At 66.4% G+C, this 12543-nt stretch carries 15 protein-coding genes; 9 read left to right on the top strand and 6 right to left on the bottom strand.

Translation table 11 applies throughout. The annotated features are described in order from the left end of the window. Positions 1-34: 34 nt before the first annotated feature. From FHT98_RS20455 to hisD, 3 genes are read right to left on the bottom strand one after another with little or no spacing between them, the layout of a single operon-like run. A complete protein-coding gene (locus FHT98_RS20455) occupies positions 35-928 on the bottom strand; it encodes an ABC transporter permease (protein ID WP_113586017.1) in 894 nt (297 codons plus the stop codon). Beyond that, complete coding sequence (locus FHT98_RS20460) at positions 925-1866, bottom strand: ABC transporter permease (RefSeq protein ID WP_091855695.1); 942 nt, start codon at positions 1864-1866, stop codon at positions 925-927. Before FHT98_RS20460 ends, FHT98_RS20455 begins: the two co-directional genes overlap by 4 nt. Positions 1867-1882: 16 nt before the next feature. Beyond that, positions 1883-3220 (bottom strand): histidinol dehydrogenase, encoded by a 1338-nt coding sequence (gene hisD / locus FHT98_RS20465; protein ID WP_113586018.1) that lies wholly within the window; start codon positions 3218-3220, stop codon positions 1883-1885. 143 nt (positions 3221-3363) lie between these two features. On the opposite strand from hisD, the gene FHT98_RS20470 reads away from it, so the two are divergent. The 8 genes from FHT98_RS20470 to FHT98_RS20505 all read left to right on the top strand — a co-directional run bounded on the left by FHT98_RS20470 (position 3364) and on the right by FHT98_RS20505 (position 9225). Further along, positions 3364-4182 carry a helix-turn-helix domain-containing protein gene (locus FHT98_RS20470; protein WP_113586019.1) on the top strand — a complete coding sequence of 273 codons (819 nt, stop codon included), beginning with the start codon at positions 3364-3366 and terminating at the stop codon, positions 4180-4182. Between the two features lie 202 nt (positions 4183-4384). Beyond that, the gene (locus tag FHT98_RS20475; protein WP_113586020.1) at positions 4385-5266 is read left to right on the top strand and encodes a PhzF family phenazine biosynthesis protein; all 882 of its coding nucleotides are present in this window, start codon (positions 4385-4387) and stop codon (positions 5264-5266) included. Positions 5267-5349: 83 nt separating this feature from the next. Continuing rightward, positions 5350-5694 (top strand): ArsR/SmtB family transcription factor, encoded by a 345-nt coding sequence (locus tag FHT98_RS20480; protein ID WP_061964374.1) that lies wholly within the window; start codon positions 5350-5352, stop codon positions 5692-5694. A gap of 23 nt (positions 5695-5717) precedes the next feature. Next, complete coding sequence (locus FHT98_RS20485; RefSeq protein WP_061964372.1) at positions 5718-6152, top strand: SRPBCC family protein; 435 nt, start codon at positions 5718-5720, stop codon at positions 6150-6152. A gap of 71 nt (positions 6153-6223) precedes the next feature. Then, positions 6224-6976 (top strand): DUF899 domain-containing protein, encoded by a 753-nt coding sequence (locus tag FHT98_RS20490; RefSeq protein ID WP_142115127.1) that lies wholly within the window; start codon positions 6224-6226, stop codon positions 6974-6976. 93 nt (positions 6977-7069) lie between these two features. Beyond that, positions 7070-7792, top strand: a complete 723-nt coding sequence (locus FHT98_RS20495) for a DUF1428 domain-containing protein (RefSeq protein ID WP_142115128.1) — start codon at positions 7070-7072, stop codon at positions 7790-7792. 99 nt (positions 7793-7891) lie between these two features. Further along, positions 7892-8731, top strand: coding sequence for a sulfite exporter TauE/SafE family protein (locus FHT98_RS20500; protein ID WP_142115129.1), 840 nt, complete (start codon positions 7892-7894; stop codon positions 8729-8731). An 11-nt stretch (positions 8732-8742) separates the two neighbouring features. Further along, positions 8743-9225, top strand: coding sequence for a GNAT family N-acetyltransferase (locus FHT98_RS20505; RefSeq protein ID WP_142115130.1), 483 nt, complete (start codon positions 8743-8745; stop codon positions 9223-9225). Between the two features lie 2 nt (positions 9226-9227). Here FHT98_RS20505 and FHT98_RS20510 read toward each other — a convergent pair whose 3' ends face one another. After that, positions 9228-9404 (bottom strand): DUF1289 domain-containing protein, encoded by a 177-nt coding sequence (locus FHT98_RS20510; protein ID WP_091855687.1) that lies wholly within the window; start codon positions 9402-9404, stop codon positions 9228-9230. Further along, positions 9401-10246: an adenosylcobinamide-GDP ribazoletransferase gene (locus FHT98_RS20515; protein ID WP_142115131.1), complete on the bottom strand. Its 846-nt coding sequence runs from the start codon at positions 10244-10246 to the stop codon at positions 9401-9403. The genes FHT98_RS20510 and FHT98_RS20515 overlap by 4 nt, the downstream gene beginning before the upstream one ends. 115 nt (positions 10247-10361) lie before the next feature. On the opposite strand from FHT98_RS20515, the gene cobT reads away from it, so the two are divergent. Continuing rightward, positions 10362-11381, top strand: a complete 1020-nt coding sequence (gene cobT / locus FHT98_RS20520; protein WP_248309266.1) for a nicotinate-nucleotide--dimethylbenzimidazole phosphoribosyltransferase — start codon at positions 10362-10364, stop codon at positions 11379-11381. On the opposite strand, the gene FHT98_RS20525 is transcribed toward cobT, so the two are convergent. Continuing rightward, positions 11378-12496, bottom strand: a complete 1119-nt coding sequence (locus tag FHT98_RS20525; protein ID WP_142115132.1) for a D-alanine--D-alanine ligase family protein — start codon at positions 12494-12496, stop codon at positions 11378-11380. The two genes, cobT and FHT98_RS20525, sit on opposite strands and share 4 nt — an antisense overlap. Between the last annotated feature and the right edge of the window lie 47 nt (positions 12497-12543).

Raw genomic sequence — 12543 nt, forward strand, 5'->3', positions numbered from 1 at the left:
GGCGCATCGCGCCACCCCGGTGTTTCGGTTCCCTTCAAAGGCGCTTGGCAATGCGCGGATCGAGCGAGTCACGCAGTCCGTCGCCGAGGAGATTGACCGCCAGGACGGTGATCGAGAGAAAGATCGCGGGAAACAGCACGATATGCGGCCGGACCTGCCAGAGCGCGCGGCCCTCGGCCATGATGTTGCCCCAGGACGGCGTGGCGGGCGGGATGCCAGCCCCGATGAAGGACAGGATCGCCTCGACGATCATCGCGCTGGCGCAGATATAGGTCGCCTGCACCATCATCGGCGCGACTGTGTTGGGGAGGATGTGTCTGACGAGGATGCGCGGCACCCCTGCGCCGCAGGCGACGGCTGCCTCGACATAGGGCTGCTCGCGCAGCGACAGCACGACGCCGCGGACCAGCCGGGCGACGCGCGGGATTTCCGCGAGCGTGATCGCCAGGATGACGTTGCCGACCGATCCCCGCGTCAGCGCCATCAGGGCGATGGCGAGCAGGATGGGCGGGATCGACATCATGCCGTCGATGGCGCGCATGATGACGCCGTCGAGCTTCCTGACGAAGCCTGCGAGCACGCCGATCGCCAGCCCGGCGACCGAGGCGAGCACCGCAACGGAAAATCCCACGACGAGCGAGACGCGGGCGCCGTAGACGACGCGCGAATAGACGTCGCGCCCCAGCATGTCGGTCCCGAACCAGAATTGCTCCGAGGGCATTCGCGTACGCCGGGCCGGGGAGAGCTGCGTCGGGTCTATCGTCCAGAGCAGAGGGGCGAGGATGGCGCCCAGGGCGATGGCGAGCAGCAGCCCGCCGCCGATCGCAACCGAGGGGTGCCGGCGCAGATAGTGCAGGAAGCGTTTTTGCCGCGTCGCGCTCGCGAAGAGCCGGGTCGCGCCCGCTTCAGTGCCGGAGAGCGCGGTCAATAGCTGATCCTCGGGTCGACGAGCGTATAGGCGAGGTCGATCAGCAGGTTCACCAGCACATAGACGAAGCTGAACATCAGAACGACACCCTGAATGACCGGGTAGTCGCGCTGCAGGATCGCATCGACCGTCAGCCGGCCCAGCCCGGGAATCGCGAAGACGCTCTCGGTGACGACCGCGCCGCCGATCAGGAGCGCGATGCCGACGCCGATGATCGTGATCACCGGCACGGCGGCATTCTTGAGGGCATGTAGGAAGAAGACCTGCCGATGGGCCAGCCCCTTGGAGCGGGCGGTGCGGACATAGTCCTGCTGGAGCACCTCCAGCATGGTGGCGCGGGTGATGCGGGCGATCAGCGCGATATAGACGAAGCCGAGCGTGAGAGCGGGCAGGAGCAGGCTGCGAAGCCAGGGCCAGAAGCCCTCCGCCAGCGGCGCATAGCCCTGTACCGGCAGCCATTCCAGCTTGAGAGCGAAGACATAGGCGAGCAGATAGCCGATGACGAAGACCGGCACCGAAAAGCCGAGCACGGCAAAGCCCATCGCCGCCTTGTCGACGAGGCTTCCCGCCTTCCACGCCGCGAGCACGCCCATCGGGACCGCGACGAACACGGCGACGATCAGGGTCAGCACCATCAGCGACAGCGTCGGCTCGATGCGCTGGGCGATGAGCTGCGTCACCGGCCGGGCCGTGAAGATCGACGCGCCGAGATCGCCCTGCGCGACGCGCCCGGCCCATTCCCCGAAGCGGACCAGATAGGGTCTATCCAGGCCAAGGCTCTGCCGGATGCGCTCGACCTCGGCCGGCGAGGCCTGGTCGCCGGCGACCACGGCCGCCGGGTCGCCCGGGGCGATGTAGAGCAGCGAGAAGACGAAGAGGGCGACGAAGCCCATCACCGGGATGGTCGCGACGATGCGCCTGATCATGAAAGACAGCATGTCTGTTTCGCGTCGGTTACGGGGTTGTCGCTCCGGGGCCGTCGGCCGCCGTGCTCACGGCGGCGCCGTAAGGGACGTTGCGTCCGCCGAAGCGCCGGACGCGGATGTTGGCCTGCTCGGCATGGCCCACGAAGCCCTCCATGATGCAGAGTCGGGAGCAGACTTCGCCGATCAGAACGGAGGCTTCGTCGGTGAGCACACGCTGGTAGGTGCAGGTCTTCAGGAATTTCCCGACCCAGAGCCCGCCGGTGTAGCGCGCCGCCTTCTTGGTCGGGAGCGTGTGGTTCGTTCCGATCACCTTGTCGCCATAGGAGACGGTGGTGCGGACGCCGAGGAAGAGCGAGCCGTAGTTCTTGAGATGCTCGAGGAAGTAGTCTGGGTCCGCCGTCATGACCTGGACATGCTCGGAGGCGATCCTGTCGGCTTCCTCGACCATCTCGTCGCGGCTGTCGCAGACGATGACCTCGCCATGATCTTCCCAGGCCTTGCGCGCGATCTCTCCCGTCGGAAGGACGGCGAGCAGCCGCTCGATCTCTCGCATGGTTTCGCGAGCCAGCTTCTCGGAAGTCGTGAGCAGGATGGCGGGCGAATTGACGCCATGCTCCGCCTGTCCGAGCAGATCGGTGGCGCAGATTTCGCCGTCGACGGTCTCGTCGGCGATAACCAGCGTCTCCGTCGGGCCGGCGAAGAGATCGATGCCGACCCTGCCGAACAGCAGGCGCTTGGCTTCCGCCACATAGGCATTGCCGGGGCCGGCGAGCATGTCGACCGGCTTGATGCTTTCCGTTCCGAACGCCATGGCGGCGATCGCCTGGACACCACCGAGGCAATAGATCTCGTCGGCGCCGCCGAGATGCTGGGCCGCGACGATCAGGGGGGCGATCTCGCCCTTGAACGGCGGCGCGCAGGTGATGATGCGCTCGCAGCCCGCGACTTTGGCCGTGACGACTGACATATGCGCCGAGGCGAGCAGCGGATATTTGCCGCCGGGGACGTAGCAGCCGACATTGGCGATCGGGATGTTCCTGTGCCCGAGGACGACGCCGGGAAGCGTCTCGACCTCGATGTCCCGGAACGCAGCGCGCTGGGCCTGCGCAAAATTGCGGACCTGAGCCTGGGCGAACTCGATATCCTCCCGCTGCCGCGTCGTCAGACTGTCGACGCAAGCCTGGATTTCACTGTCGCTGAGCCGATACGATGGACGGTCCAGCCCGTCGAACCTGTTGGCTAGCGCGCGAACGGCTTGGTCGCCACCCGTCTCGACCTGCTCCAGCAAGTCCTCCACCGCCTTGGTGAGGGCCTTGTCCTGAACCGCATCGCCGGAACCTGCAGCCGTCTTCAAGCGCTTGATCATCTTGGCCTTCCGCGAAATCTGATCCGGCGAGTGTCCTGTGCCGATGCGCCGGCTGGCAATTTCGCAACAGCTTGATTGCTGACGCAAAGTGACGCAGTAGTTGCGTCGACCTGCTGCTGGGCAAAACGGGGAGCGGGAACGCCTTGAAACCGAACGATGTGGAACGGTTCGCCGCGAACCTCAGGTTCCTCTGCGAGCGGCACGGCTCGATCACCGCCGTATGCCGCAAGATCGGGCTCAACCGGCAGCAGTTCAACAAATACCTCTCGGGCGTTCATTTGCCGTCGCCGGGTAATGTCCGGCGGATCTCGCAGTTTTTCGGGCTGGGGCCAGCCGTCCTCTTCGCCGAGACCGACGAAGTCCGGATGCTCGTCGATGGCAATTATTTCCCGGTTCTGGATCGCTTGCGGGGCTCGCGCCAGTTCGACGACTTCATGAACGCCGCCGTGCTCGCCTCCAAGCAGGAATCCCTTGATATAACAGGTGTCTACGATAGATATCAGTATTCATCGATCTACAAGGGAGCGATCATTCGCTCCCTTCTGTGCATATACAACAACGAGAACCTCTATCAGCATTGCTATATCGAGCGGTTTCCGAGCGTGGATTCTCCCCCGAGGACCGATTACATCTTCAAGTATCACGGCTTTACGTTTCCGCTCGCCGGCAGGATTTTCTTCATCGATTTCGAAAGCGTGCAGAAGAACGAGCTGACGACATCGATTCTGATGCCCGTCCAGCGCAGCAAGACGAGGTTCATGTTCGGCATCGCCAGCGGCGTCGCGGCGACGATGCTGCGCGAGCCCTACGCGACCAGGACAGCCTTGCACTATCGGCGCTCGGGACTGATGCGCAAGGAAGACATGATAGTCGCGACGACCTTGCCGCCGGACGATCCCTCCATCCCGCGCGACATCCTGCAATATCTGGGCGATGGAGGGGATATGTTGAGAGCCGGTTGAGGCATCCAGACCGCGTCGCATGCGCAGACGGGGTGGAGAAGCGATGCTGGACGACCTGCGCGCTGCCATAGCCCATGTGTCGCGCCACGAGGCCGCCGCCGCCTGATTGCACCGGTTCGTTGCGGGAAACGCGATTTGCTGCGAAGCCGTAGCAGTCCCTCGTAGCAGGGGCGATTCCAGCTTCGACGGGGCGGGCAGGGCGATGGCGCAGGACGGGATCAGGCTGGTCAACGTGTTCACGCATCAGGGGCAGGGCGGCAATCCCTGCCCGATCGTGATCGATGCGGCGGCTTTGCAGGATGAGGACATGCGGGCGATCGCAGCCCGCTACGGCCATGAATCCGGCTTCGTCCGGCCGCCCTCCGGCACCGATTCCGATTTCACCTTCCGCTTCTGGGTGCCGCGTCACGAGATGGAAATGTGTGGCCACGCCACGATCGGCGCGCTCTGGTGCCTGGCGACGGCCGGCCGCCTCGATGCCGAGCAGATGCGGATCGAGACGCGCAGCGGCTCCGTTACCGGCTATGTCGAGAACCGTGAGGCCGAGAACCCGACGGTCGAGATCAGCCAGCCGGTAGGCAAGGTCGTCGACCTCAAGCGCGCGCAGGAGGAGGACGTGCTCGCAACGCTCCGGATTTCGCGCCGCGATCTGCTCGACCTGCCGATCCAGAACGCGGTGACCTCGCGCGTCAAGACGCTGATCCCGATGAAGAGCGCCGCGCATCTTCAGGCGCTGACGACCGATATGGCTCTCACCGAAAAATGCTGCGAGCGCATCGGCTCGACCGGGCTCTACCCTTACGCCGTCGCGGATCAGGCGCAGCGCCGCTTCGAGGCCCGGCAGTTCCCGAAATCCTCCGGCTACCCGGAAGACGCTGCGACCGGCATCGCCGCCGCGGCGCTGGCCTTCGGACTGCTCAAGAACGATCTCGTCCCCCGCGACAGCGGCCGCATCACCATCCTGCAGGGCCGGGCGATGAATGCGCTCTCGGAAATCCGGGTCAGGATCGGCTTCGCCGACGGTCGGCCTGTCGGCTGTCTCCTCGGCGGCGAGGTCATGCCGGCGGACGACCACGCGGTCTGATCGCAATCTCTGGATTGTCGCTGGGCAGAGGCACAATCGCTCGTCCTTGACACGTATGGTCGCTGCTGCTTAAACTTAACTCAATGGTTAAGTTTCAGGATGCGCAGCTCGACCGGACCTTCTCCGCCTTGGCGGACCCGACGCGGAGGGCCCTGCTGGCGCGGCTGGAGCGGGAGGACGGGCTGTCCGTCAGCGAGCTCGCGAAACCGTTTCCGGTTTCGCTGCCGGCGATCATGAAGCATCTCGACGTCCTCTCGGATGCCGGGTTGCTGACGCGGACCAAGGCCGGGCGCACCGTGTCCTGCCACCTGAATGCGGAGCCGATGGAGGAGGCGATGGGCTGGCTGGCGCGCTATCAGCGGTTCTGGACCGAGCGGCTCGATGCGCTGGAGGCGCTGCTCGAAGCGCGACGCAAGGGCGAAGGTTGAGGACGGGAGAGGGAACAGGGCGCATGCATCAACCGGTGACACCGAGCCTCACGATGAAGCGCCGCCTCAATGCGTCGCCGGCCGAAGTCTACAAGGCCTGGACCGATCCGGACCTGCTCGTCCGCTGGTTCGGTCCGGAGAATGTCGTGGCGCAGGAGGCGGAGATCGATCCGCGCGTCGACGGCGCCTATCATGTCGTGATGATCGAGAATACCGGCGAGCGCCACGAGGTCCTCGGCCGCTATCTCGAGGTGGTCGAGAACGAGCGCCTCGTCTTCAGCTGGTCATGGATCACGACACCCGAGCGCGTCTCGCGCGTCACCGTTACCCTGAAGCCGGACGGAGACGGCACGATCCTGACGCTTTTGCACGAGAAGCTCGCCGACGATGCCGCTGTCCGTGGTCACACCCATGGCTGGACCGGGACCATGGTCAAACTCGAGGCCTATTTCGCCTGAGCGATTGCGTGTGGGAGCACGCCGAAGAAGCCGCCGGCACCACGCCGGCGAACAGCAGAGGAGAGGAGACGATGGAACACAGGATCGTATCCCGTGAGGAGTGGCTTGCCGCGCGCAAAGCCCACCTCGCCAACGAGAAGGAGCTGACCCGGCGGCGCGACGCGCTTTCGGCCGAGCGGCGCGCGCTGCCCTGGGTCAGGGTCGAGAAGAACTACACCTTCGAAGGCTGGGATGGCGGGCTCTCGCTGGGCGATCTCTTCGCCGGCAACAGCCAGCTGATCATCTATCACTTCATGTTCGGGCCGGGCGCCCGGGAGGGCTGCCCGAGCTGCTCGTTCCTGGCCGATCATTTCGACGGCGCCAACCGGCATCTCAGGCACCATGACGTCAGCCTCGTCGTGGTCTCGCGGGCGCCCTATGCCGAGTTCCAGACTTTCCGGCACCGTATGGGCTGGGATTTCCCTTGGGTCTCATCGGCCAATAGCGACTTCAACTATGATTTCCACGTCTCGCCGAGCCCCGGGGAGAAGGCGGCCGGCCGCTACGAATACAATTACGCGATGCATGACGGGCAGGGCGGCGAGATGCCGGGCTTCAGCGTCTTCTATCGCAACGACGCGGGCGAGATCTTCCATACCTACTCGACCTATGCTCGCGGCGGCGACCTCCTGATCGGCGCCCATAACTTCCTCGACATGACCCCGAAGGGGCGCAACGAGGTCGGAATCATGGACTGGGTCCGCCATCACGACCGCTATCCGGGCAAGCCGCTGGGCGCGGCGAGCTTCCAGCCGGAACTCGCGGTGAGTTCCTGCAGCGACTGACAGCGGTTTTACGGACCCATTCCGGGCCCGTAGGGTTGATATCAACATTTTGGATGCGGCCGCCGCCGGCGACTGCGAGCAAGGAGAGATGCAATGGCCTATGTCGATGGTTTCGTCCTCGCGGTTCCCGCGGCGAACAAGGAAGCCTACCGCAAGCAGGCTGCCGATGCGGCGCCGCTGTTCCTCGAATTCGGCGTCCGGCGCCATGTCGAGACCTGGGGCGACGATGTCCCGGACGGCAAGGTGACGGATTTCAAGGGGGCGGTGAAGGCGACGCCGGACGAGGTCGTGGTCTTCTCCTGGTTCGAGTATCCCGACCGGGCGACGCGCGATGCCGCCAACGAGAGGATCATGAGCGATCCGCGCATGAAGGCGATGGGCGAGGCCATGCCTTTCGACGGCAAGCGCATGATCTATGGCGGCTTCGCCCCTATCCTCGACGAGGGCGAGGGTGGCGCGATGGGCTATCTCGACGGCGTCCTCGTCGCCGTGCCCGACGGGAGCAAGGCCGATTACCGCGATTTCTCGGCCAAGCACGCGGCGCTTTTCAAGGAATACGGCGCCCGCCGCATCGTCGATGCCTGGGGCGATGACGTGCCGGACGGCAAGCTCACCGATTTCAAGGGCGCGGTGAAGGCTGAAGCCGGCGAAACGGTCGTGTTCAGCTGGGTCGAGTGGCCGTCCAAGGAGGTGCGCGCCGCCGCCTGGGACAAGATGATGGCGGACCCGCGCATGGAGGCGCTGAAGATGCCCTTCGACGGCAAGCGCGTCGTCTATGGTGGCTTTGCGCCGATCTTCGATACCGGCCGCGGCTGAGCCCGCCGCACCGGATTCACGCGACGGCCATGCGGGGGACACCTTGCTCCCGCAGACCAAATAGCCGAGAGATCGGGCGGCTTCACCGGATCTCTCGTCATGTTTGCTGGCATTCCCCTCGGCGATCTCGCCTTCCTCGCCGTCTCGCTCGTGCTGGCCGGCGCGGTTACCGGGCTTCTGGCCGGCGTCTTCGGCGTCGGCGGCGGCGCGGTCATCGTGCCGGTGCTCTACGAGATCTTCCGCGTCATCGGCGTGGCCGAGGAGATCCGCATGCCGCTCAGCGTCGGCACCTCGCTCGCGATCATCATCCCGACCTCGATCCGCTCCTTCAACGCGCACCGGACCAAGGGGCTGGTCGATCTCTCGATCCTCAAGGTCTGGGCGGTGCCGGTGATCGTCGGCGTGCTTGCCGGCAGCTGGATCGCTCGCTTCGCGCCCGCCGATCTCTTCAAGATCGTCTTCGTGGCGGTGGCGACGGTCTCGGCGCTGCGCCTGCTCTTCGCGGCGGATCGCTGGAAATTCGGCGAGGACATGCCCGGCAAGCCGCTGATGGTCGCCTATGGCGGCATCATCGGCGTGCTTTCGGCGCTGATGGGCATCGGTGGCGGCCAGCTCTCCAGCCTGTTCATGACTTTCTATGGTCGCCCGATCCACCAGGCGGTCGCGACCTCCTCGGGACTAGGCGTGCTGATCTCGATCCCTGGCGCGATCGGCTTCATCTATGCCGGCTGGCCGCAGATGGCCCTGGGTACGCTGCCGCCGCTCTCCCTCGGCTATGTCTCGCTGATCGGCATGATCCTGTTCATCCCGACCTCGATCTGGACGGCGCCGATCGGCGCGCGATTGGCGCATCGGCTCTCCAAGCGCCGGCTTGAGATTGCCTTCGGCCTGTTCCTGCTCGTCGTCGCCAGCCGCTTCGTCTGGTCGCTCATCCACTGAGGCGAACGGCGATGAGCGAGATCGCGATCCGGCTGCTGCAGCCCGAGGACCACAAGGCGCTGGCCGCATTGATGGTCGAGATGCAGGGGCACTACAGCGTGCCGTGCCCGGCGTCCGAGGAGATCCTCTCGGGGCTCGCGGCTTTGCCGGCCGGCGTGGATATCCTCATCGCCGTCAAGGGCGAGACGGTCCTCGGCTTCGCCTCGGCCTGCAATCTCTATCCGGGACCGGGCCTGAAGACCGGCTATTTCCTCAAGGAGATCTATGTCGCCGATGCCGCACGGGGCGCCGGACTCGGCCGCAAGCTGATGACGGCACTGGCGGAGCTCGCCCTGGAGCGCGGTCATCGCCGCATAGACTGGACAGCCGATGCCGACGACGCCGCGCTGCTGCGCTTCTATGACGGGCTCGGTGCGGCTGCCTATCCGAAGAAGGTGTTCTATCGCCTGACTGGAGACGCGCTGGTCGGTCTGGCCGGCGCGGTCGAGGACTAATTTCAGCCTTTGCGATCGGCCAATCGCTCAGGCAACACCGCCATGATCGCCAGCCGCTCGGCCTCGCTCAGGCATCCCCATTGCGCGATCTCGGCGAGCGTCCGGCCGCAGCCCTCGCAGAGCTTGCTCGCGGGATCGATGACGCAGACCTTGATGCAGGGCGTCGAGGCGCCGTTCACCGCCCCGGCCACGCGATCGCGAGCGCAAGACCGAGATAGATCGCGATCTCGGCAAGTTGCTGGGCTGCACCGAGGATGTCCCCGGTCTGCCCGCCGATCAGGCGCCGTGCCATGCGCGATAGCACCGCCGCCGCGCCATGCGCCAGTCCGAAGCCGATCAGCAGGCCGGCGATCGGCAGTTCAGCCGCAAGCCCGATCCCGGTCGCGAGGAAGAGGCTCAAGCCCAGCGCGATCCGCGCCGTCAGAACGGTCGGCTGGCCGACCGCGGCGGCCGCACCGCTGCTGCGTGCAGCCGGCTGGGTTGCCAGCATGAAAAGGCCCTCGGCGCGGGACCAGGGGGCCGCGACGAGCAGCGCCGCCGCCGCCGCCCAGGCGCCGGAGCGGTCGAGGATCATCGCGATCAGGCTCGCCCGCAGCAGCAGCGACAGCCCCAGCGCCAGCGCACCATAGGAACCGATGCGGCTGTCCTTCATGATCTCCAGCCGGCGCTCGAGCGTATGCCCACCGAACAGGCCGTCGGCGCTGTCGGCGAGCCCATCCTCATGGAAGGCGCCGGTCGTCAGGGCGAGCACGGTCAGGGCGAGCGCTGCGACGACGAAACCGCTCAAGCCCGCAAGGCCAGCCCCCAGCGCGATCAGCGCGGCCGGCGCGGCGATGGCCAGCGCGGCGAAGGGCAGGGCGCGCGGGACCTCGCGGAAATCCGGGATGGCGTGGCCGTCGCTCTCGCCTGGCAGCAACGGCACCGGCAGGCGCGACCAGAAGCGCAGGCAGATCGCGGTCGCGATTCCCCAGCCCGGCCAGTCCGGCGGGGGCGTTTCGATCGTCGTTTCGGCCTCAGCCATGTCCGCCGCGCTGCTCCATTCGATTGTCTTCACGCCTCCGACCCTATAGCAGCAGCGTCAATCCTGCCGCCATGCCGATGCGCTGATGCGGCGCCCTCGCGTGATGGATTTGACCATGGCCGCCTCCGGATTGCCCTTCGACGATATCCGCGAACTCATTGCCGCGATGCCCGGTCCCGACATGGAAGCCGCGAATGCGGTCCGCGCCCGCGATGCCAATCTGACCAAGCCGGCCGGCAGCCTCGGCCGCATGGAGGAGATCGCCGAATGGCTCGCGGCCTGGCAGGGCAAGGGGAAGCCCGCGGTCGACCGGCCACTGGTCTGCGTCTTCGCCGGCAATCATGGCGTGGTCGCGCAGGGCGTCTCGGCCTATCCGCAGGCGGTGACGCGCCAGATGCTGGAGAATTTCGCGGCGGGCGGCGCGGCGATCAACCAGATTTGCGCGGCCTACGATCTCGGCTTCAAGGTCTTTGATCTCGCGCTCGACCTGCCGACCGGCGATTTCACGCAAACCGATGCGCTCGATGAGCGCGCCTGCGTCGCCACCATGGCTTTCGGCATGGAAGCGCTCGTCGGCGGCACGGACCTGCTCTGCCTGGGTGAGATGGGCATCGGCAACACCACCTCGGCGGCCGCGATCTATGCCGCGCTCTATGGCGGCGAGGCCGCGCATTGGTGCGGCCGCGGCACCGGCGTCGATGACGAGGGCCTGAAGCGCAAGGTTGCGGCGGTGGAAGCCGGCCTTGCCCTGCACTGCGCCCATCTCAAGGACCCGCTCGAAGTGCTGCGCCGTCTCGGCGGGCGCGAGGTCGCGGCGATCTGCGGGGCGATCATCGCGGCCCGCTCGCAGCGCATCCCGGTCATCCTCGACGGCTATGTGGTGACGGCTGCCGCCGCGATCCTGCACGCGATCGAGCCGTCCACCATCGACCATTGCATCGCCGGCCATCTCTCGTCCGAAGGTGCCCATGCCGATGTGCTTGCCCGTCTCGGCAAGGTGCCGTTGCTGGCGCTCGACATGCGCCTCGGCGAAGGCTCGGGCGCGGCGCTCGCCGCCGGCCTCGTCAAGGCGGCGGCGGCGGTCCATTCGGGCATGGCGACCTTCGAGCAGGCGCAGGTCGCGCGGAAGGACTAGCCTTCGTAATCCGTCTTCAGGCCCGCCCGCTCAGCATGGCGCTCCTGCGCCAGCTCGATCAGGCGGGTGATGAGGGCGGGGTAGGGCAGGCCGGAGGCTTCCATCATCTTCGGATACATGCTGATCGCGGTGAAGCCCGGCAGGGTGTTGATCTCGTTGAAGAAGAAGGCGCCGCTCTGGCGGTCGAGGAAGAAGTCGACGCGCGCCATCCCACTGCATTCCAGCGCCAGGAAGGCGTCGATCGCGAGCTGCCGCACGCGCGCCATCTGCTCGGCATCGAGCTTCGCCGGCAGGTCGACGCTGGCGCCGTCCTGGTCGAGATACTTGGCCTCGTAGGAATAGAACTCGTGCTGCGGGCCGGCATTGAGTTCGCTGGCGACGCTCGCCACCGGCGGGTCGCCGTCGAGCACGGCGACCTCGATCTCGCGGGCGTCGATGCCCTGCTCGATCAGAACCTTGGTGTCGTACTGGAAGGCATCGTCCAGTGCGGAGCCGAGCGCCTCCCAGCTCTTGACCTTATGGACGCCGACGCTGGAGCCCATGTTGCAGGGCTTGACGAAGACCGGAAGCGTGAGCCGCCCCTGCGCGACCTTGGCTGAGCCTGCCGGGTCGCGCCGCCAGTCGCGGCGCGACAAGGCGAGATAGGGCGCGACCGGCAGCCCGGCGAGCGCGGCCAGCCGCTTGGCGATGTCCTTGTGCATGCCGACCGCCGAGGCCAGCACGCCCGAGCCGACATAAGCCGCGCCGGCCAGCTCCAGCAGGCCCTGCATGGCGCCGTCCTCGCAGAGGGGGCCATGGATCACCGGAAACACGACATCGACCGGCGCGATGGCTGGTGCCGCGCTGTCGGCCGGCAGGATGGCGGTGCGCTGGCCCTGCGGCTCCAGCCGGATCGCGGGTGAATCGGCGGGGATCGGCAGGCTCTCGGTATTGGCCGTCTCGATCCGGCGCAGGTCGTGGCATTGCCAGCGGCCCTGCTTGTCGATGCTGACGGGAACGGGCTCGAACCGGTCGCGGTCGATATAGCGCAGGACGGAGGCCGCCGATTTCAGCGACACCTCATGCTCGCCCGACTTCCCGCCATAGAGCACGGCGACGCGCGTTTTCCGGTTCATGGTCCGATAGTCCGAGAGGCTGGAGGAAATGCTTCGACGAGGCGGTG

The sequence above is a fragment of the Allobosea sp. AK1 genome, from assembly GCF_006714945.1.
GTDB classification, from domain to species: Bacteria; Pseudomonadota; Alphaproteobacteria; order Rhizobiales; family Beijerinckiaceae; genus Allobosea; species Allobosea robiniae.